Origin of the sequence: Desulfosporosinus shakirovi, from assembly GCF_020595055.1 — a bacterium.
GTDB classification, from domain to species: domain Bacteria; phylum Bacillota; class Desulfitobacteriia; order Desulfitobacteriales; family Desulfitobacteriaceae; genus Desulfosporosinus; species Desulfosporosinus shakirovi.
In genome coordinates, this window is record NZ_JAJDOO010000025.1 from 53,243 (window position 1) to 73,136 (window position 19,894).

Below are 19,894 nucleotides of genomic sequence, written 5' to 3' on the forward strand. Positions count from 1 at the left end.
ATTGGATTACCTGTTGTTATCTCCCGTTGCTAAGCTCTCAATCAGAAAGCCAACTCCAATCCCTACGGCATAAGAAACCAAATCACTCCACAGAAATCCATACCCTAAAATTAGCCCACCAATCCTAGTCTTCCTTAATGAATCAATCCATTGGGAATGGTATAGTTGACTAAATTCAATGGCGAAAGAAAATAAGAGTGCTCTCACTGTGACTACTCTTGTTTCACTAGCCTTAAATGCGAAACCGCATAAGAAAAAAATCATGAGTCCCCATAAAACATCGCCTAAATACAAATTAACGCAACTCGGAAAAAATATTGAGAAACGTCTGCTGCATAAACCAAGTATCATGACAGTTATAACCAGGAATAAATATCTGAAAGCATCCCTCTTAACTGACAACGGCAAAACCTATCCTCTCTTAAGATATTAGCTATTTCCTATTATAGCTAACCCGCATACACCCACCCTAATAATAGTTTAACGCACCCCCTATTACCTTTCTCCTAAATAATAATAAATCAGGTCCAGTGAAGGTGGTTGTTTCTTCAACTGCCTAAGCATAGTGACAACTTGCCCTCGGTGAGTAGTTGAATGATTGTTAACGTGAAGCATCTGTTTCCACAATTCTAAAGAATACGATATCCCCGATAAATTCTTATAATTAATTTCTTCAAGCAAATCTTTTTCCGTTAATGACACCAAAAATCTGTCAATCTGATTTCTAAAATCACCCCAGCGATCAGCTAAAGTAGTGTAAGTCGAAAAATCGTCAGTATTTAGAAGGGTTCTGCCTTGTTCCCTCGTCCAACGGGACAACCATAATTCTTCCGCTCCTAAAATGTGTACCATTGTATCTCGAATTGACCTGAAGCTACTTGATAAGTCTCGAGTAAATTCTTCATTTTCCAAGTTATCTACGGTATCGAGTAATTTTTTATTTGCCCAAGCATTATAACCATAAAGTTCTATCATCTGACTCTTATTCATTAATTATTACCTCCTTAAAACTCCATTCCAGACAGTATTTTATATTCTTGAAAAAACTGTTCCTCGCACAATTCCTTTTTTACCATAAAAAATATCAATTACTTCTTGTGCAAACATATTAGCTGAGTACTTTTCCAACTCAAACTTTTGTAAAATTCCAAAGCCACTGTGTTGTTACGATCAGCCAAGAGCTGTAACCGCTTTACTCCTTTAGCAATCGCCCAACTTTCAACAGATAAAAGTAATCCCCGACCGATACCTTTTCCCCTATACTCTTTATGTACCACCAAATCTTCAATAATTGCTACAAATCCGCCTTCTGCAGTAGAGACTAGAATCTGAGCAGTGCACATTCCTACGACCTGTTGATTTATTTCCGCAACCATAATGCAACGCCTCGTATCATCATTCAGCATCATTTCAAGACCACTGCGTTGCTTGAATTCTTCAGCTGTAAAATCACTTTCTATAGAAAACAGGATTTCGAGCAACCCAATGAGACTGTTAACGTCAGAGTGGACAGCTCTTCTGATTATATAATTTGACGCCATTTCTTAAAACTCTCCTAACTAAAGGTATTTTGATGTTCAATGGACTATTTGCGCTGAAGTTCTATCTTATTATTGTTCTTGAGTGTTTCTTTAATTTCCTTTATATCTGAAGCAATTCTAAATACCTTATATATAGATGATGAACAATATAAGCATTGGGGCCAAAAACAGTATGCCTTCCAAGCAAATCACTCCTTCATGAATCATCTTTATCGTCTTCCAACAGCAACTTTAACATCTTCTGAGTATTGTTAACAAAAGCTCGCATAACTTGATAATGTTCGGTTTTTTCATAAGTTACATGTTCAAATCCCTCTTCAATTTGATAAATTAATGAATGAGGATAAGCCATTATGATTGGGGAATGAGTAGCTATAATAAATTGAGAACCTTCTTCAATTAATTGATGCATTCTTGTAATCATTGACATTTGCCGCGAAGGCGATAAAGCCGCTTCGGGTTCATCCAGGATAGTTGATTTCCCAGTACCATTTTCTCCAACAATAAAAGTTACTTTTGGATGAAACGATAAGGTGTCTAAACTCTTGATCGCTGGTAAATTAAAAGGATATTCAGTGAATGAAGGAACTTTGTCTCTATTTAATTCAATATATCTTATGTACCGGCCGACACTATTCGATCCAATCATAAACATCTCCCAAAATATTATTCTCAGACGCCTTTCCGGTTCCCCATAGCATTCTCTAAAGCTACTTTTAACTTTGGAAACTTGTATTTAAAATCAGCACTGAGTACTTTTTTCGGTACAGCTCTTTGTCCATGCAATAACATTTCCGCCATCTGACCTAATGCGATTTTTAATAATATTTCTGGAACTGGTAACCATGATGGTCTAGCTAGAATTTTACCCAGCATCTTGCTGAATTCTCCCATTCTTACCGGATTTGGAGCAACAGCATTTATAGGGCCAGCTAGCTCCTGATGTTCGATTATAAACCTTATCATACTCGTTAAATCTCGAATGTGTATCCATGAGAGCCATTGATTTCCGTTACCTAATGGGCCTCCGATAAAGTATCTAAATGGCAATGCCATTCTGTTTAGTGCACCTTCATTTCCTAAAACTACGCCAATCCGGATGGTCGCTACTCTGGTTCCAGTATTTTGAACCTTGTATGCTTCATTTTCCCACTCTCGGCAAACTTGTGCTAGGAAATCCTGTCCTGCTTCTGCAGACTCAGTTATCTCTTCATCCTCACATAGCCCATAATATCCAACTGCTGAAGCATTAATTAGAACTTTTGGCTGAATAGTACCATTATTAATTGCAGCAACTATTGCACCAGTCGTTCTAATCCGACTTGCTATAATCTCGTCTTTCACTGAATTGGTCCATCGACGACTACCGATTGACTCACCTGCTAAGTTAATTACAACGTCAATTTGATCCAACTTATAAATTGAAGATAGAGGAGCAATATTATCCCATTCTATCACCTGAATTTTATTGCCAAATTGGTTGACTGTTTTTTGGTGATTTCTCGTTACAACAGATACTTTATATCCATTCACAAGTAATTCTTCAATTAGGTTTCTCCCGACAAAACCTGTACCACCAAAAATTAAAACATTCATTTTTTACCGCCTCCAGAATGGCTTCTAAATCTGGGTCGAAGAAAGATCTGCCGAGTTTATTCTTCCGCAGTCATTTTTTGGTGTTAAATTACTATTCTAGGTGGACCTAGATATACCTTTTATTTACAAGCCCTTTTTCAAGCTCACATCACGTAGATTAGCTCTTCTTTCTATCTAATATATTTACGGAAAGAAACTAAGGTTATCAGTACAATTTCCGGTCTATTGTAAACCCTTATTGGTAGAACGCTTTCTCCTAAACCGCCATTAATAATCATGTTAGTAGAACCGGCAGTAAATTGACCGTAATCTAACTCAGAGAAAAGTCCTTGCCCTGGTACTGCCACTGCACCAACCAATGGAAGTCTAACTTGTCCGGCGTGGGTATGTCCCACCAAAACTAAATCTATCTTGCGGTTAATAGCTTTAGGAAATATGTTAGGAGCATGTGCTAATAAAACCTTTGGTTCAGAATCCGAGACACCTGCAATTGCCCTCTCTAACTGATCCCTTCCTAGATAGGGGTCGTCGACACCCATTATCCAAATATGAGAATTGCCTATATTATATTTGAAATGCCCGTTTTCCAATATATGTACTCCTTGGTCTTCCAAGGAAGATTTGATTTGGTAGTTTGTCCACCACTCGTGATTTCCAGGAACAAAAAATATCGGTTTAGATTGCAAACCCTTCACTAGTGATATTGCTGGTTTCATACTAGGGTTACTCTTATCAACTAAATCCCCAGTAATTGCAACCGCATCAAATTGCTGTTGATTAATCAACTCGATTAAATCCCTTTGACTATCTCCGTATTCCTTACTATGTAAATCAGTCAAGTGGAGAATGGTGCATCCCTGGAACTCAGCCGGTAATTTAGAAATCTTAATCGTATATCGTTTTACTGCAATCGAATGGAGATCGAAATATAGATAAGATAATGTTGCAATCCCACCTAGGATAAATGATCTACGGGACAACCGCTTAGCTCCCAAATCAAACCTCCTTCAAATTCCACTCCATTAGCGTAATGACATTTAATGTCCTTGGCCCCGTAGCCTCATACCACATTCATATTGGCGAAGTTAAGGGAACTACCTTGTTATCGGATGGATGAGGACCCCCGAAGCCTGCCAAAGTGCAATAGGACGTCGCATCCAAATGTTCTTCACTCAATAGCCAAAAACTTTACTTTTGATGTTTTACGTGGTCTTAGAAATATCAATACTCTTTACGCTTTCGCTCTAATAAATAAAATAACAGCGAATACCATCAACAATATCCCAATTGTAAAGAAACTCCAGAGATAGATTGGTATTTGCCCATATGGAAGCTTATCATTGATTTCAACACCAAAAAAGTACAGGCCTATCCCATCTCCATCCCTAACCTCATTATAGAATCTATTATAAAGATCTAGTGCTTTTAAAATCAAAGGAATTGAAATCACGAATATGATCATTGCAATAAATCTTAACCTATTCACAAAATTCCACCTCCTACAGTAAATTGCCGGCACTACGTTCGAAATTATAACTGGTCATCCTCATTCACTAGGTGATGAATTATACCAAAAATTGAATTTGTAGATTACGTACGACGACAATAAGCTACCAAACAGCGTACCGAGTGTATTAAAAAGAATAATATCCATATGCCTTCCACCTCCTTTCATGGGCTTGTGATAGTCAAATATAAAAACCTCTCACAAACACACAACTTTTGAGGTGGTACAGACGCTAACCACACTGAAAATTATATCATATTTTCTGGTAATTAAATTTGATGTGAGGGGCATTATCAGGATTCTCTAAGTATCTTATTTGTCTCATCCCATCCCAACAAATCTACCTCTGACACCACGAACAATAAACCGTGGTCCTCCCAGCGAGACGGATCCTTTCTAACACCTGTCCACAGAGTTTGCAGGGTTCCCCGCCCCGTCCGTAAACTTGTAATTCCCGTTCGAAGGACCCCTTTTCCCCGTTGGCATCTCTGTAATCTCGAAAGGATGTTCCCTGAGCATCAATACCCGCTTGGAGGACGTTTTGAATGGCTCGATGGAGTTTTGAGATTTCCTCATCGGATAGAGTATCTACTCTACGTTCGGGAGATATCCCCGCTTGAAAAAGGGATTCATCCACATAGATGTTCCCCAAGCCTGCTAGGACATGCTGATCCAGCAGGGCAGCTTTTACAGAAATTTTTTTCTTCCTCAAACGCTCCTTCAAGACATGTGGTGTAAATTCCAGTTCCAAGGGCTCCGGTCCGAGCTTAGACAGGGAAAAGTCCCTAAAGCACAGTGAGGTGGGTATAGCTTGAATACGCCCAAATTTCCGCACATCTGAGAAATGCACTTCCCCTTGTTCCAAACCAAAGACTACATGAGTATGCTTCTCGGGTTCTCGTTTTTCAGTATAGTAATTTAAGCGCCCGGTCATTCTCATATGTGCGATTAATGTCAAATCTTCATCCAATCTAATTAAAAGGTATTTGCCACGACGGTCGATTGTTTGAATTCTTCGGCCAGTGACTAAATCTTCAAACGGTTGATCTTCCCAACCGCAGACTGCAGAAGACCATATAAGTCTAACTTCTTTGATTTCTAGATTAACAACATGCTCTGCTAATGTTCGTCGAATAGTCTCAACTTCAGGGAGTTCCGGCATATTCTTTCCTCATTCCTTAATCCTTCATCTCTTTTCGGAGTAAAAGCAGTAGGCCACATTACCTATCAATCTACCCCAACTAACAAATAATTAACGGGACAATAAATCAATTTTCAGCAAACCTTCAGTTTAGTTTCAGCCTCGTTTCAGTTTAGTATTGTAAAGTGACATTAACTTATTCTGATTTAGGGAGGCTTACATATTAATGAATGTTTCTTCAGTTTCTTCAACATCTAGTAACTCTTATACCTCTGGAAGTAATATTGATGTAAAACAACTATCAAATCAAATTAAACAACTTCAAACCCAAATAGAAGCTGTGACTCAGAGTAAGGATGATGATAAAACAAAACAGGAGAAGATCCAATTATTACAAGCTCAGATAACTCAAATTCAAAACCAAATACAAGCAAAACAATCCACCCAAACTAGTGATAGCGCACAAGAAGCTAACACTAACACTAACACTAACACTAACACTAACACTAACACTAACACTATTATTTTAAGCGATAACAAAATTGATATACAAGCTTAACGTATAAGTTAATGCAATGGCCTAAGCAATCACCATTCAGTCCTAAAATCAACCACTTTATAGATATCCGGAAGTCCCCTTAACCGACCTAATACTACAGTGCCCTCCCATGGCTGAAAAATCATCTGCCATGGGAGGGCACTTTTAGTACAATTCTCTTATTAATTCGTGTGAAACGACTGCATATCATACCAATTCGGTCCGACTTTACATTCCACCGTCATCGGAACCGAAAGTGGATAAGCAGTTTCCATTTTTTCCTTAAGCATGTGGGCAACACTCTCTAGATCCTCTGGAGCTACTTGGAGCAAAAGCTCGTCATGTACTTGGAGAAGCATAGTCGCCCGAAAGGGTTTCAATCCTTCTGCTACTTTAAGCATGGCCAATTTCATGATATCTGCTGCCGTACCCTGCACCGGTGTGTTCATTGCAATCCGTTCTCCAAACTGACGTTGAACTCGGTTAGAATGGAGCAACTCCGGGATACGCCGCAAGCGATTTAAAAGGGTACGAACTTGGCCGTCTTTTTTAGCCTGTGTAACCACATCCTCCAGATAGCGTCTGACTCCACTATAGCGTTTGAAATATTGCTCAATATAAAACTTTGATTCTTTGCGCGGGATTCCTAAATCTCTTGAAAGGCCAAACTCTGTTAACCCATAGACTAACCCAAAATTGACGGCTTTGGCACTTCGTCGCATGTTCGGTGTCACTTCATCGAGAGAAATTCCAAAGACTTCTGCTGCGGTTCGAGTATGAACATCCTGTCCCAAGGCAAAGGATTCACAAAGGAGAGGATCCTGCGAATAGTGAGCTAAAATTCGAAGCTCAATCTGGGAATAATCAGCCGATAGCAACACCCATCCAGGTTCTGTAGGATGAAAGACTTTTCTTAGCAGTCGTCCTTGTTCCAATCGAATCGGGATGTTCTGTAAATTAGGTTCTGTACTCGATAAACGACCGGTTGTCGTCACAGTTTGTTGAAAGGTGGTATGAATCTTGCCATTCTTCGCTTGAGCAAGTAGCCCATTTACATAAGTAGACATCAATTTATTTAACTGCCGATAGTCAAGAATTTTCTCTACGACAGGGTGGGCTAAGCGAAGTTCTTCCAATGTCTCCGCATCCGTGGAATAACCCGTCTTTGTTTTCTTAGCCGTAGGCAGACCTAATTTCTCAAACAGTATTGTTCCCAACTGTTTTGGAGAATTGATATTAAAGGTTTCCTCTGCTAAAGCATATATATCTTGCTCTAGCTGTCTTAAAGTCAAACTTATTCCTTCCCCAAAGACCGTCAATTGCTCGGAGTCCACGGCGATTCCATGATGTTCCACTTGAGCGAGCACCATGCATAGAGGTTCTTCAATTTCATGGAGCAGGGGTGTCAGTCCAAGGGATTGAATTTCCTCTTCAAACTTCGGGGCAACTTGAGCTAAGGCTGCCGCTTCTTCCCCAACGTTCACGAAAGCGGCTTGATTAGGAACATATTCTTTGACCAAATCCAGGGGGGCAAATTTTGGTCGTGAGGACTTAATTAGATAAGATGCCAAGCTTAGATCTAAGGCTAGACCCCTCAAGGATACGCCTTCGTTAGTGAGTAATAAGGCCACATTTTTACTGTCTGCAACGATTTTCGGGACCTGATCACTCCCCATTAATTTCAGCCACGCCTCGCAGACCTTTTCGGATGCCCCTTCACGTGTCAACGTGAACGTCTCTCCTTGGGCAGCTACTCCCCATTCCAACCAGCGCCCTCCTTGTAAGCCCGTTCCCTCATATCTGCAGGCTAAGGTGAGTGAGATGTTTTTAGACTGCCACTCTTCAATCTGAGCAAGCCATCCCTCTTCGGTCAAGGTATGATCAGGCCAATTTTCCAACGACTCTTCCTGGCTTTCACTAAGGGGGCCTTCATCGTCTTTATGACGTTCATGCCATAACCGAGTCACATTCCTGAGATCATATTTTTCCAAGACGGGAAGCACTTTGGCCCCTTGGGAACGGCGATAAACGAAATCCTCGCTGGAAAACGCCAGTGGGACCTCCGTCAACATCGTCGCAAGGGTTTTGCTGAGCATCGCCTGATCTGCATACTCCTTCAAATTACTCTGTACTTTTTTCCCTGATACTTTATCGGCATTTGCCAAAACGCCCTCAACCGTTTCAAATTCCCAAAGTAATTTCAGCGCGGTCTTTTCTCCGATTCCTGGAACTCCAGGGATATTGTCCGAAGTGTCACCCATTAAACCCTTAAGATCAATGATTTGCCGGGGCTGCAATTGGTAACGTTCCCATAAGGTCGTTTCATCATAACGTTCAACTTCGCTGATTCCTTTTTTAGTCAAGAAAATGTTCGTCCTAGGAGAAATGAGTTGCAGGGCATCTTTATCCCCTGTATAAATCTGAATTTCCATCCCCTGCGCTTCTGCTTGTTTGGTTATTGCAGCTATCAGATCATCGGCTTCATAGCCTGCCAACTCGAGCATAGGCACATCCATCTCAGTTAAGATTTCTTTGAGGTAATCAAATTGTGGGCGCAGCCCTTCCGGGGTTTCTTTGCGTTGCGCTTTATACCCGGCGTACTGTTCAATGCGAACTGTTGCCTTAGTTTTATCGAAAGCCACCACCCAGTAATCCGGATGTTGCTCTTGTTCTAATCTAAAGAGCATAGTCAGAAAACCATGCAGAACATTCGTTGGTCGTCCATCGGCCGTTGTTAGCGGCGGCAGAGCATAAAAAGCACGATTTGCCAAACTGTTTCCGTCTAAAATAACCATCCGCGGCATCCTGAAAACCCCCATTCTTTATCAGTTTACTATATCACACCCTCTAATTTCTAACAAACGATAGCAGTGCTTTTCGGACAATGTTTATAGTCCAAGCTCTATGAGTTAACAGCTCGTATTGGTTGTTTTTGCCCTGCCGAAGCTATGAATGTGAGTTGTCGCGTTTAGATTAATTTTCATATCAAAGTTTTTTTGGGATTGACTCTCAGTGCATAGATTGATAGGATTTGTTAGTTGCTATTACATAATCTTTTAAAAAAACCTACTCCTTAACTTCTTATCTTCTTAGATAATCTATCAAGATTTTGTCATGGATTTATGTGCTGGTTTATATTTCATTCGTTGTTAACATAGAAGGTGGGGAACTTTAATGTCCGATAAACAGGTTCGTATGCTCATGGTGCTAACCAGTCTTCTTTGGTCCGGCGCATTTATTACCGGAAAATTCTCTGTACAGGAGTTTCCACCCTTTGCCCTGACCTTCTTTCGCTTTCTCTTTGCCTTACCCTTTATTTTTACTATCTTGTACCTCAAAGAGCCGACAAACCTTTTCCCGCATGCTAAACAATGGCGGGCACTTCTCCTACTTGGATTCGTTGGCACATTTTGTTATCATGTCTTTTTTTTTACGTCGTTAAAGTATACCACAGCGATCAATTCATCTTTGATCGGCGCCATCAATCCAATGCTCACGACCCTTTTGGCGGCCCTGTTTTTTGGCGAGAAATTAACTCCTTTAAGGATAGTTGGGATTTTCCTCTCTTTTAGCGGGGTCTTTCTCTTCATAACAAATGGAGATTTGCAATTGATCTCCCAATTCCAAGTGAATTATGGTGATTTTCTGATGCTGATTGGAGTCCTTTGCTTTTCGGTATATTCCCTTCTTAGTCGACGTTTCATGAAGCAATATGAACTAACTCCTTTCATGATCACTGCCTATACGTTCTTGATCTGTGTTGTTATTTCCGTACCTTTCGTTTTGTGGGAAAACCCATCCACCTATCTATCAACAACGACAGCGTGGGGATGGCTCTCCATCTTGTATATGAGCGTATTTGCTTCCGTATTGGGCTACCTTTTCCAAGCCATTGCTATTCAACGTATTGGCGCTCCGCGTACTGCCGTTTTTATTAATCTGGTACCTATCTTTACAATTATCCAGTCTATAACAATCTTAGGTGAATCGATCACATTGATCAAAATAGTATGTGCCGCTATTGTAATCATTGGAGTTTATTTTGCAACGCGCCCGAAATCGAAAATTTATTCTATTAAAGCTCCTACGCAGTTTAATTAGTTATTGAAAGGCCCTAACGGTGCCTTTCAATAACTAATTACTCTCGCATCCCACTCTAACATACACATTTTAGAGCCTTTTCTCATGAATCAAGTGAGAAAAGGCTCTTGTTTAGGTTAAGTATGATAATTCACCTATGTTTAAAATCTTGACTGAATCCTTATTTGTCATGTTAAAGAATCTAAGACCTGCTTGAATATGTCTTGGGGTTGGGAAGATACACCAGCCTGCCTATTCGGATCTCCACCTTGTTCATTTGATTGGGTATTGGGTTTATCTCTGGGTTCTGGTCTTTCATTTTGGTCATTCCCCTTTGGGCTACCTTTAGGTGTATTTGTACTTAAATATGTTTTTTGTTCGTCAGTAAAAATTGCCGTCATGGCATCAGCTTTTTCTTGGAGAAAAGTTTGACTTGGATCAGCAGTATCAATCAAACTTTGCAAAATCGGCTTTACTTCTTCTTTCTGATCACCCGTCAAAACCATTTCTTCGTTAGCTTGAAGACGACGTATGCTCATGGCAGCTTCCACAGCTGGATTGGAAGCTCGTTGTTGAGCAGCCTGTCCTTGATTTTCTTGACCTAAGGCTGTTTGTTGAGAAGATGGTGTAGGATCAGCGATAGTATCTTTAGCACCACATCCACTGACTCCTATTAAAACTGCAGACAATATAATCCCTACTAAGATCCAAGATCGACCTTTGGTTCTTTTACCGATTTTTTTCATTTTAATCATCCTCCTTTAAATTTTGGTAGTTTCTAAGTTTCAGCTTACTTTATGGATTAGCGTCTACCCGGTATTACTATAAATCCCGCTCCTGAATCATACCTAAATGCCACCTGAATGTTGATTGAGCGTTTCCTGAAAATCAGCTGAAACGGCTCATTAATCCCTAACATTTAAATTTGTTTTGATTCCTAGATTTCTTGCGAAGTGCTATAATATTCATAATCATTCAGATAGTCACAGATTAATCTTGATCCAATTGTGAGACTTCCATTTCTACAAGTGATAGTGGAACACCGTGCTCTGCTTAGGTGGAGGTAGAGTACCTCCACCTAAGTCTCGATGTTTAACTTTAGTTGAACAAGTTCACTCATTTTGGGTATAATCAGTAACATACTAGTTAGCATTACTAAGAAACGCAAGTTATGAAAAGTGGGGTTTTTATGGAGTCCATTCTGGTATCCGGCGGAGCTGGGTATATCGGCAGCCATACTGTTAAGACATTGTTAGAGCAGGGTTACAAACCCGTCGTTCTTGATAATTTAGTGACAGGGCATCGGCAATCGGTTGCAAGCAATGTTCCCTTTTTCCAGGGAGACATCGCAGATTCACTTCTAGTGCGAAGAATAGTAGCGCAAGAGGACGTCAGTGCTGTTATTCATTTTGCTGCTCGGAGTTTGGTTGGGGAATCCGCAGAAAAACCTGACCTTTATTTCGAAGAAAATACTGCCAAGACCAACCGCTTTGTAAGCACACTCCTTGAATCCGGAGTGAAACGACTGATATTCTCCTCTACGGCGGCAACTTATGGGATTCCTGAAGAAATTCCAATTCCAGAAAATGCACCTACTATACCGATTAACCCTTACGGTTTTTCTAAACTCATGATTGAGCAGTCTTTTTCTTGGTTAGAGAAAGCCTATGGTCTTGAGTGGATTGCTCTGCGCTATTTTAATGCTGCCGGTGCGACTTTAGACGGTTCTCTGGGAGAAGACCATATGCCTGAAACTCATCTTATTCCTTTAATCTTAAAGGCGGCTCTGGGGCAACGACCGGGAATAAACATTTTTGGTACAGACTATTCTACCCCCGATGGGACGTGTATCAGAGATTATATTCACGTCCTCGATTTAGCAAAGGCTCATATACTAGCGCTAGAAGCACTGGGAAAAGGGACAGAAAGCGGCGTTTATAATGTTGGAACCGGTTCAGGGTTTAGCGTTAGAGAGGTCATCGAAACTGCCCGCCAAGTCACAGCCCGTACGATTCCGGTGGTCGAATCCCCTCGTCGTCCGGGAGACCCTGATAGGCTTGTAGCGAAAGTTGATAAAATCAACTCCCTTTTAGGCTGGAGCCCACAATACAGCTCCTTGGAGAAAATCATAGAGAGTGCCTGGGCTTGGCACCTGAGCCATCCCAATGGATATGAAGAATAGTCATATAAAAACTTACCTGACGCAAAGCTAAAGGCACCGACTATATCTCAAATCAGGACCTTCGAGAATATAGTCAGTGCCATGATTCAATCAAGGCTGGTTAAGGTTAAAACAAAGTAAAATCTCAAAAGGCTGCTATGCTATTAGCACGGCTACCTTTTGTGGTTTCTTGACTAAGTATTAATGACTTTATTCTGGACGAGGCTGTGGAAACCATACATAAAATACGGTTCCACCCTCCGCAAAACTTTCCACTCGAATCGCGCCTCCATGAAGCTCCACAAGTGATTTAGTAATAGCAAGTCCTAATCCCGCTCCTCCATATTTACGAGTCCTAGAAGAATCACTTCGATAAAAACGGTCAAATAATTTAGGCAAATGCTCCGAAGGTATGCCTGAACCGTTATCTCTTACACTTAGCTCCACGCCGCCCGAAGCATTCTCCAAAGTAACTTGGATATCTCCCTGTTCAGGATCAGTATGCTGTACGGCATTATGAAAAAGATTCAAGATAACTTGTTTTATTTTATCTTCATCAAAGCGACATCTCAAATTTGAAGTAAGTTTTAGACTGACTTTGCGATCCCCCGCTAATAACCTTAATTGCGGTGCCATGCCCTTAATGATCTCGTCCAGTTCTCCCTCAATTAGTCGGACGTTTGGCGAGCGATCTAACTTAGCAAGCTGAAGCAAATCTTTAATTAACTTTTTCATCCGCTCAGATTCTGTATACATGCTAGTCAGAGATCTGTTCAACTTATCTGGCTGGTTCATAGCCCCACGAAGCAACACCTCTAAAAATCCGTGAATCGAGGTCAAAGGAGTACGAAGCTCATGAGAAGCATCAGCAACAAACTGCCGCATCCGTTCTTTTGCCTCTTTTTCCGCTTCAAAAGACGTTTCTAGTCTTTCAAGCATTCCATTAAACGAGTCTGCCAATCTGTCAATTTCTTCTTGTCCTTGATCACTCGGTAAACGTACAGCAAGATTTCCTGCATCGATTTGTTCCACTGTCTCCACCATTTTAGACAAAGGAACCAACGTTTTTCTTAGTACAGAAATAAATGCTATCATACCTCCTATTAGAGCAAGCAAGGAGATCAATAAAAACGTTAATAACTGCCGAGTTAAAATATCCCTTAAAGGTTTTGTCTCTAAACTAACTTGAACTACTCCAAGCAATTGATCTCTAACCTTAATTGGCTGAAGTACGATCAATTGCTCGTTTAACGTAGCTTGTTCTATGACCTTATATGTCACTTCGTGTTTGGAACGCTGAGCATCTTGATACTCTTTTTCATCAAGCTTAGGAGGGGCCTGACCATCTATAGAAGCATTCAAAAGAACTGATAATGTTCCGGACGTATCATAAAAGGCAATTATGGAGTCTTGCAAGAAGAAAATGGGAGTACGACTGCGACCATGGCTGTCACCAAATTGTCTGTCAACCCAAGCATCTCCTGTAGCATTACCAGTGATTTTATCGGGGCCTTCATCTTTAATATCCCACACTGATCTCTCCCAGACGTCGGGAGGAATTGCTAGAATCTGACTTTGCACACTCAAAGCTTTATTTCGATATAAAAAATCTTGCATGAAGACATATTGAAACAAGCCGATGATCACCAACAACCCAGCCATAAGCAATAACGAACGAGATAAGAGCTTAAAGCGAAGTGAGTTTGTTTTCATTACAGATCAACCCGATACCCTGCTCCGCGTAAGGTACGAATCAAACGGTGTTCTTTATCGTTTAATTTTTCCCTGAGCGATCGAATATACACCTCTACAATATTTTCATCCCCGCCAAAGTCATAACCCCATACTTTATCTAAAATTTTGGCTTTGCTTAAGACCAAGTCATGATTAAGAACCAAAAATTTGAGCAACTCATACTCAGTAGTTGAGAGTTCTAAAACCCTTTGCTCGTAAAGGATTTCCTTGCGCCGATCGTCAATTCGAAAAGCTCCTAGTTCGACCTCTCCTATTAGATTGGGAAACTGGTTCCGTATTCTAGCCTGAATACGTGCCAGCAATTCCTCAAAGCTAAAGGGTTTCATCATATAGTCATCAGCACCGATCGTTAGTCCTTTCACTCGGTCATCTACTTCGTCTTTAGCTGTCAGCATAATAATAGCAACATTCTCAGTTTTCTTGAGCATTCGGCATACTTCAAATCCGTCCATGCCTGGCATCATGACATCCAGAATAATTAGATGGGGCTGAAATTGCTTAGCAAGTGTTACCGCTGTCATTCCATCTTGAGCTGTTTGTACCTCAAACCCTTCCTCTTGAAGACCCATTTCTAGAAATTGCAAAATATTCGGTTCATCATCGACTAGCAATAGTTTAATTCCCTTTAATTTCTGCATATCATAAAGGCTCCTTTACATTTGTGAAAAACCAACACCATCATTATGCAATATCAGGTTGAAATCAATCTGAAGAAAAGCTGAAAGTTTCCTGAATCATAAACCTTCAGTCCGCATATCTAGGACTAGCCCAAAGATTTTCGATAATTATGTTACTGAAATAGTTGTTTTTTATATTAGTATATACAAAGTAAGTTTGCAAATATATACGTATTGGCTTGTAGAATAAACTGAGCATTTTTAGCAGGATTTTGCGTGTTCTCAATCATAATTCATCAGAAATTACGCCAAAAACTTCCGCTATGCTATTTAATTCGAATATCAAACTCACCCGTAATCCGACTTGGATAATCCTGAATTTTGAATGTGATCGGAGATTGGTAAGATTGGTTATCCGGGAGAGTTAGCCATAAGGTTTTATCATACCCTGGTTTGTCGGAGTGGGTTGCTGTACTTTGCCCATTAATTTCGAATGAATTCCCTCGCGCATCGATGAATTCAAAGGGAAATACACCAAACCCTCGTTTTTCATCGTACATAGGATTAGTTTTCAGGGAGAAGATTAGCTCCTTTTTCTTTTCTGAGGGATTCTTTATTACCTGATCAAGCACAAGGTTTAGCGGGCCAACAAGGATTCTATCTTTTTCAAGATCCAGAGTAATTCTTAAACTCTCCTTATCCATAGCTCGGATGCTTTTTCCCCTCAAAAAGAGTTTTTTGGATTGGGTAAAATAATTACTCTGGAAAAAGAGAATTTCGCGGTTCTCATCTGGATAGCTACCACTCACTCCGTTTATGATCCTACCCCACTCTTCCCCTTCTTCATTGACGAGAGTTAGATCATCAAAGGCAAAGATCTTTTTGCTATTCGCTGGATCGTAGGATATATTCAGGGCCATGCGCGTAGGGTAAACAGTAAGCTTTTCAAAGGTAATTCTTTGCCCTTCAATAACTACACTCTGGTTGATTTCATAAACCGTCTTCATACCAACAAACTTATCTTTGTCCACAGGGATTGTGATTTCCCAAGTTGAAGGAAGTTGAGAGGAAGGATCGAAGGGAACATCTTGGAATATTTCACGAAGCTTGACTTTTAAGGACAGTCGATTTGGAATCACAGTATTGTCATAAAAGTTGACATTAATTCGAGACTGAATCTTGCCATCGCCATCCTCATCAGGCTCACCAGAGCTACTGTGACCAATAGAAATCTCCTTCAGAGGCTCACCCATTTCATCAAAGAGCCTAACTTCGGAAAAATCAAAGGTGCCTTCTCCCCTTTTGTTTTCCACGGTGTAGAATATGACTAGGCTTGCCTCATCCATAATGATTCCATCGACGGTAAACACGATATTCTCATGTTCATCTGAGGCCCCTAGGGGGAGGATTAAATCATTCTCCACTGCGGATTGAAGTCCTTTGTCATAGTTTATAAGTTCCACGATATAACCCAGACCTGGTATTTGATGCAATACTGCCGCAACAGCTAGAGAAACCCGAGCAGTCGTAATGAAGGCAACCATCAGAAAACATGCTACAAGAGTAGTCCATTTGCGGAAATGCCATACCTTTTGGGCTTTTATTCCCTTAGTTAAACCTTTTTGAATACGATCATCGAGTTCAGTGGGGATAGGCATGTCTGCAACCCGAGGCTTAGCTTGAATCAGAAGATCATGAACTAGATTAACGCCATCGTTAAGTTCATTAAAAGCATTAAACTCATTCATTAATTTTTCCAAGTCTTCCGTTGTATCTGACTCATTCATCTTAACTAATTCATCCATCGTTTCTGAAGGGCTTAAAATCCCCTTTTTACTCTTATTGCTCTTATTTGGTTCTTTACGTTCAAACATGACTGTCCCCCCTCACTTGAAGGTATTTTTTAAGCAGTTTATATGACTGGAATAACCAGGTCTTGATCGTCCCTTCAGGTCGTTCTAAAACAACAGCAATTTGCTGAATCGTTAAATCTTCAAAGTACTTCAGTTCAATAACCTGACGATATCTGAGATCGAGACGATCAAGGGCCTCCAGAATATCCAGACGTTGCAAATCTGCCCTTCCTCCCGGTTCAGTTGAGTCATCTAAGGCTGTCAGTTTATATTGAACAACCTCACCAGACAGAGGAAGTTGGACTCTAAGCCGCTTTAACTCGTCGTTACAGGCATTAATAAGGATGCGAATAAGCCAGGTCTGAAAGTATTTAGGCTCCTTAAGTTTATGTATGCTGCGGTAAGCACGATAGGTCATTTCTTGAATAGCTTCGAGGGCATCCTGTTCACTCTTCAAATACCGAAAAGCAATCCGGTATAGCTGATGCTTATGAAAATTTATTAGCTCGTAAAAAGCCTCAGCATCTCCTCTTATTGCCGCGACAATGGTTTGCGCTTCCATTGCTCACCTCTCTGTCTGGATTCCTCGTTTGATCGAGTTTAGACTTCACTTATTAGACTTCGCTGACCCTTAAAAAGTTTTAAATCCAGGAAATAATCTTGCTATTATTGCTATGCCCTACACCTCTGATCCGGTGTAGGGCATAGCGGTTATTTATCAATCCCCAGTCTTTTAACTCCAGAAACCAGACGCCCCAGTCAAGAACCATCTTATTAAAAACAATAACTTGGTAGTGAAATCTTGTAAGGCATTAGCACAATTTTTTGCATCTAGTTATTATAGTTATCTTGAGTAAGCGCTTTTTTTGCTTTATGCTGGGACAAATTAAATGACTGCCACTCTCGATCTTTAGTTAACTCACTTTGCTGTTCCAATAAATATTGTTTAAGATCAAAAGGAGTATTTTCCTCATCAAGGAGCTTTACTAACACCGGTATGCTATCATACGACAAGTTTCTCAAATAGTGAGTATCCAGCTTACCCGTTTCAATATACCTTTCAATATTATTTTTCGCTATCAACACATCAATGTTCACAAAATTAAGGATCAAATACGCCATTAAAGCAATCACGATATAAGGCTTGAGAAGAGAAACATTTTCGTTCCATATTTTGTATAGGGCTATCACAAACAGTATAAATAAGAAAATCATGAAACTATGAGTTAAAACTCTTAAATATGTATATCCATAGGCCGCCTCATAGAGTGACATTCTCAAAAATGCCGATGAAAGTATGACCATGGTACAGAGAACAAGCAAAGAGTGCAAAATACGTACAGTCCCAGCTACTAATTTCCCATCTGCTTTGGTGAATTTAAGACTGCTCAGCAAAAGTGTAAAGTTGATCAAGGTAACCATTAATAACTCAAAAAAACCTCTTCTGGCATACTCTGCATACGTAAAATCCGGTGGTAAAGCATTATTGATAGCTCCAAACATATAGGCAAACTGAATAAGTATAAATACTAAGTAAACACAATTTATAAGGCTTAATATCGTTATAGAGATTATGTGATCCCAAATAGTTCTGTTGTTTTCTAGTGCCCCTTGCTGTATCTGCGTTTGTACACTGGCATTAGGTTTTAAAAAGCTCCATGTATAGCTAAATACAATGATACTAATTAGTAGCACTAGCAATCCCTGTAATGGAAAATCACTCAAGTTTATACTGCCAAAGGAACTTAATACCTCATCAATGAGATGCTTGAAAACTTGGTCCGCTGCAGTAAGGAGAGAAATGACGATCATTAAAAGCGGAATAGAAATCGCTAACCCGATCAGGACCTTCTTTACAACATCATGCTTTTCATTGCTCTTTCTAATACGCATAGAACTTAATCCCACTATAAATGGTTTAGCAGTGTTTCCAAAGGCCCGATTAAAAATTCCATAAAGGATATCCCTAAGAAACCTTGTATCAAACCATTTGTATTTGTTTTCCCCATTTATCAATATCGTTTGCGCGATTATTAGAACCGGAATTATTAAGAAGTTAAACACTGCAAATATCTGGTTAGAAAAGAGAAAATAGGCTGAGGACAATGCCATAATAGGAATGCTCAAAAACCAACCAAAATCGTATTTAAAGGTTATCTTCCGTCGTAAATTTCCTAAGAAAACCAGGTAAAAAGCAATAACAAAAAGCGGGTATGAAATCCCTAGCGGTTTTTTATAAAACAAAATGTCAAAAATCACGCCTAATAAGACCGAAGAAGCTAGGAGGTACAGATCTTCCTTTTTTACGTTAGTTTTGCTAGACTCCTCGTTTTGGACTATCATTAAATCCTCCATAATTTAACCCCCTTCAAAAAATTCATTAATTTATACAGTATCGTCCTCTTCATAGGCCAAAATATCTCCTGGTTGGCAATGTAATGCTTTACAGATTGCCTCAAGGGTAGAGAAGCGAATTGCCTTTGCCTTATTATTTTTTAGGATTGATAAATTCGCTTGAGTAAGGTCTATTTTCGACGCCAGTTCCGATGAGCTGATCTTTCGTTTTGCCATCATTACGTCCAAGTTTACGATAATTGACATATCTTAGCCTCCATTATATTGTCAAATCATTTTCTTCTTTCACAAGAACGGCCTGTCGAAAAACTTCCGCTAAGATAATTGAAAAAAATCCTGTGATGATAAAAACCATAGTTACAATGATAGTTAGAAATGAATTGTAAAAAATTATTTTAATAACATAACAAGCTGCAATTAATAAACATGAAACAGCAATTCGGTTGAGACTCTGCACATTATTTACAATAAATGAATTTCTCTTATTTAAGTTCTTTAACAGCTTTCTTATTTCATTGACGACCACCAATGCCAAAATACCAGTTATAAAGAAAAAACCTAATAAGAAATTATAATTTTCACTCGTTCGAGTATACATTAGTCCTAAATACCATTTCAATGCAAAAGGCAAGCTCAGGAAAATACCAATTCCACCTAAAAAAATCAGGTCCAAGATGTGTTTAACTATGCCAGAAAAACCTTTCTGATCTAAAATAACCATGCTTGCAAATCCCCCCATAAACAATATTC

Annotated in this window: 20 protein-coding genes; 3 read left to right on the forward strand and 17 right to left on the reverse strand. The window is 39.8% G+C overall.

Annotated features, from left to right (window positions below; all coding sequences use genetic code 11):
- Nucleotides 1-6: 6 nt before the first annotated feature.
- The 8 genes from LJE72_RS18445 to mutM form a co-directional block, all read right to left on the reverse strand.
- Nucleotides 7-351 carry a ribosomal maturation YjgA family protein gene (locus LJE72_RS18445; protein ID WP_229249486.1) on the reverse strand — a complete coding sequence of 115 codons (345 nt, stop codon included), beginning with the start codon at nucleotides 349-351 and terminating at the stop codon, nucleotides 7-9.
- 144 nt (nucleotides 352-495) lie between these two features.
- Complete coding sequence (locus LJE72_RS18450; protein ID WP_229249465.1) at nucleotides 496-990, reverse strand: DinB family protein; 495 nt, start codon at nucleotides 988-990, stop codon at nucleotides 496-498.
- A gap of 98 nt (nucleotides 991-1,088) precedes the next feature.
- Nucleotides 1,089-1,541, reverse strand: a complete 453-nt coding sequence (locus LJE72_RS18455; RefSeq protein WP_229249466.1) for a GNAT family N-acetyltransferase — start codon at nucleotides 1,539-1,541, stop codon at nucleotides 1,089-1,091.
- Nucleotides 1,542-1,737: 196 nt separating this feature from the next.
- On the reverse strand, nucleotides 1,738-2,190 hold the full coding sequence (locus tag LJE72_RS18460; protein WP_248286453.1) for an AAA family ATPase: 453 nt from the start codon (nucleotides 2,188-2,190) through the stop codon (nucleotides 1,738-1,740).
- A 23-nt stretch (nucleotides 2,191-2,213) separates the two neighbouring features.
- Nucleotides 2,214-3,137, reverse strand: a complete 924-nt coding sequence (locus LJE72_RS18465) for a TIGR01777 family oxidoreductase (protein ID WP_229249467.1) — start codon at nucleotides 3,135-3,137, stop codon at nucleotides 2,214-2,216.
- Between the two features lie 170 nt (nucleotides 3,138-3,307).
- Complete coding sequence (locus tag LJE72_RS18470) at nucleotides 3,308-4,132, reverse strand: metallophosphoesterase (protein ID WP_229249468.1); 825 nt, start codon at nucleotides 4,130-4,132, stop codon at nucleotides 3,308-3,310.
- Nucleotides 4,133-4,368: 236 nt separating this feature from the next.
- A complete protein-coding gene (locus tag LJE72_RS18475; RefSeq protein WP_229249469.1) occupies nucleotides 4,369-4,623 on the reverse strand; it encodes a hypothetical protein in 255 nt (84 codons plus the stop codon).
- Between the two features lie 361 nt (nucleotides 4,624-4,984).
- The gene (gene mutM, locus LJE72_RS18480) at nucleotides 4,985-5,806 is read right to left on the reverse strand and encodes a bifunctional DNA-formamidopyrimidine glycosylase/DNA-(apurinic or apyrimidinic site) lyase (protein ID WP_229249470.1); all 822 of its coding nucleotides are present in this window, start codon (nucleotides 5,804-5,806) and stop codon (nucleotides 4,985-4,987) included.
- Nucleotides 5,807-6,011: 205 nt separating this feature from the next.
- Here mutM and LJE72_RS18485 point away from each other — a divergent pair, with 205 nt between their 5' ends.
- Entirely contained in the window at nucleotides 6,012-6,344 is a 333-nt protein-coding gene (locus LJE72_RS18485) for a FlxA-like family protein (RefSeq protein WP_229249472.1), read from the forward strand.
- Nucleotides 6,345-6,505: 161 nt separating this feature from the next.
- On the opposite strand, the gene polA is transcribed toward LJE72_RS18485, so the two are convergent.
- Nucleotides 6,506-9,127 carry a DNA polymerase I gene (gene polA / locus LJE72_RS18490; protein WP_229249473.1) on the reverse strand — a complete coding sequence of 874 codons (2,622 nt, stop codon included), beginning with the start codon at nucleotides 9,125-9,127 and terminating at the stop codon, nucleotides 6,506-6,508.
- Between the two features lie 370 nt (nucleotides 9,128-9,497).
- Between polA and LJE72_RS18495 the strand changes: the two genes are divergently transcribed.
- Nucleotides 9,498-10,424, forward strand: a complete 927-nt coding sequence (locus LJE72_RS18495; RefSeq protein ID WP_229249474.1) for a DMT family transporter — start codon at nucleotides 9,498-9,500, stop codon at nucleotides 10,422-10,424.
- 167 nt (nucleotides 10,425-10,591) lie between these two features.
- Here the strand turns inward: LJE72_RS18495 and LJE72_RS18500 are convergent, their stop codons facing one another.
- On the reverse strand, nucleotides 10,592-11,149 hold the full coding sequence (locus LJE72_RS18500; protein ID WP_229249475.1) for a hypothetical protein: 558 nt from the start codon (nucleotides 11,147-11,149) through the stop codon (nucleotides 10,592-10,594).
- Nucleotides 11,150-11,592: 443 nt separating this feature from the next.
- On the opposite strand from LJE72_RS18500, the gene galE reads away from it, so the two are divergent.
- Nucleotides 11,593-12,585: a UDP-glucose 4-epimerase GalE gene (galE, locus tag LJE72_RS18505; protein WP_229249476.1), complete on the forward strand. Its 993-nt coding sequence runs from the start codon at nucleotides 11,593-11,595 to the stop codon at nucleotides 12,583-12,585.
- A gap of 189 nt (nucleotides 12,586-12,774) precedes the next feature.
- Here the strand turns inward: galE and LJE72_RS18510 are convergent, their stop codons facing one another.
- From LJE72_RS18510 to LJE72_RS18540, 7 genes are all read right to left on the reverse strand, one after another.
- Nucleotides 12,775-14,277: a sensor histidine kinase gene (locus LJE72_RS18510; RefSeq protein WP_229249477.1), complete on the reverse strand. Its 1,503-nt coding sequence runs from the start codon at nucleotides 14,275-14,277 to the stop codon at nucleotides 12,775-12,777.
- Nucleotides 14,277-14,957 (reverse strand): response regulator transcription factor, encoded by a 681-nt coding sequence (locus tag LJE72_RS18515; protein WP_229249478.1) that lies wholly within the window; start codon nucleotides 14,955-14,957, stop codon nucleotides 14,277-14,279. Before LJE72_RS18515 ends, LJE72_RS18510 begins: the two co-directional genes overlap by 1 nt.
- A 305-nt stretch (nucleotides 14,958-15,262) precedes the next feature.
- Nucleotides 15,263-16,810, reverse strand: coding sequence for a DUF4179 domain-containing protein (locus LJE72_RS18520; RefSeq protein WP_229249479.1), 1,548 nt, complete (start codon nucleotides 16,808-16,810; stop codon nucleotides 15,263-15,265).
- Nucleotides 16,803-17,351 carry a sigma-70 family RNA polymerase sigma factor gene (locus LJE72_RS18525; protein WP_229249480.1) on the reverse strand — a complete coding sequence of 183 codons (549 nt, stop codon included), beginning with the start codon at nucleotides 17,349-17,351 and terminating at the stop codon, nucleotides 16,803-16,805. The genes LJE72_RS18520 and LJE72_RS18525 overlap by 8 nt, the downstream gene beginning before the upstream one ends.
- 269 nt (nucleotides 17,352-17,620) lie before the next feature.
- Nucleotides 17,621-19,144, reverse strand: a complete 1,524-nt coding sequence (locus LJE72_RS18530; RefSeq protein ID WP_229249481.1) for a DUF4153 domain-containing protein — start codon at nucleotides 19,142-19,144, stop codon at nucleotides 17,621-17,623.
- A gap of 30 nt (nucleotides 19,145-19,174) precedes the next feature.
- On the reverse strand, nucleotides 19,175-19,390 hold the full coding sequence (locus LJE72_RS18535; protein WP_073031787.1) for a helix-turn-helix domain-containing protein: 216 nt from the start codon (nucleotides 19,388-19,390) through the stop codon (nucleotides 19,175-19,177).
- Nucleotides 19,391-19,403: 13 nt separating this feature from the next.
- On the reverse strand, nucleotides 19,404-19,894 hold a 491-nt coding region (locus tag LJE72_RS18540), incomplete at its 5' end, for a DUF2975 domain-containing protein (protein ID WP_229249482.1).

What these genes read in the sequence shown, in the direction of transcription:
- LJE72_RS18515 (WP_229249478.1), bottom strand. Translation starts at nt 14,957, where the DNA reads ATGCAGAAATTAAAGGGAATTAAACTATTGCTAGTCGATGATGAACCG.
- LJE72_RS18485 (WP_229249472.1), top strand. Translation starts at nt 6,012, where the DNA reads ATGAATGTTTCTTCAGTTTCTTCAACATCTAGTAACTCTTATACCTCT.
- galE (WP_229249476.1), top strand. Translation starts at nt 11,593, where the DNA reads ATGGAGTCCATTCTGGTATCCGGCGGAGCTGGGTATATCGGCAGCCAT.
- LJE72_RS18530 (WP_229249481.1), bottom strand. Translation starts at nt 19,144, where the DNA reads ATGGAGGATTTAATGATAGTCCAAAACGAGGAGTCTAGCAAAACTAAC.
- LJE72_RS18455 (WP_229249466.1), bottom strand. Translation starts at nt 1,541, where the DNA reads ATGGCGTCAAATTATATAATCAGAAGAGCTGTCCACTCTGACGTTAAC.
- LJE72_RS18445 (WP_229249486.1), bottom strand. Translation starts at nt 351, where the DNA reads ATGATACTTGGTTTATGCAGCAGACGTTTCTCAATATTTTTTCCGAGT.
- LJE72_RS18465 (WP_229249467.1), bottom strand. Translation starts at nt 3,137, where the DNA reads ATGAATGTTTTAATTTTTGGTGGTACAGGTTTTGTCGGGAGAAACCTA.
- LJE72_RS18510 (WP_229249477.1), bottom strand. Translation starts at nt 14,277, where the DNA reads ATGAAAACAAACTCACTTCGCTTTAAGCTCTTATCTCGTTCGTTATTG.
- LJE72_RS18460 (WP_248286453.1), bottom strand. Translation starts at nt 2,190, where the DNA reads ATGATTGGATCGAATAGTGTCGGCCGGTACATAAGATATATTGAATTA.
- LJE72_RS18495 (WP_229249474.1), top strand. Translation starts at nt 9,498, where the DNA reads ATGTCCGATAAACAGGTTCGTATGCTCATGGTGCTAACCAGTCTTCTT.
- polA (WP_229249473.1), bottom strand. Translation starts at nt 9,127, where the DNA reads ATGCCGCGGATGGTTATTTTAGACGGAAACAGTTTGGCAAATCGTGCT.
- LJE72_RS18535 (WP_073031787.1), bottom strand. Translation starts at nt 19,390, where the DNA reads ATGTCAATTATCGTAAACTTGGACGTAATGATGGCAAAACGAAAGATC.
- LJE72_RS18450 (WP_229249465.1), bottom strand. Translation starts at nt 990, where the DNA reads ATGAATAAGAGTCAGATGATAGAACTTTATGGTTATAATGCTTGGGCA.
- mutM (WP_229249470.1), bottom strand. Translation starts at nt 5,806, where the DNA reads ATGCCGGAACTCCCTGAAGTTGAGACTATTCGACGAACATTAGCAGAG.
- LJE72_RS18500 (WP_229249475.1), bottom strand. Translation starts at nt 11,149, where the DNA reads ATGAAAAAAATCGGTAAAAGAACCAAAGGTCGATCTTGGATCTTAGTA.
- LJE72_RS18525 (WP_229249480.1), bottom strand. Translation starts at nt 17,351, where the DNA reads ATGGAAGCGCAAACCATTGTCGCGGCAATAAGAGGAGATGCTGAGGCT.
- LJE72_RS18520 (WP_229249479.1), bottom strand. Translation starts at nt 16,810, where the DNA reads ATGTTTGAACGTAAAGAACCAAATAAGAGCAATAAGAGTAAAAAGGGG.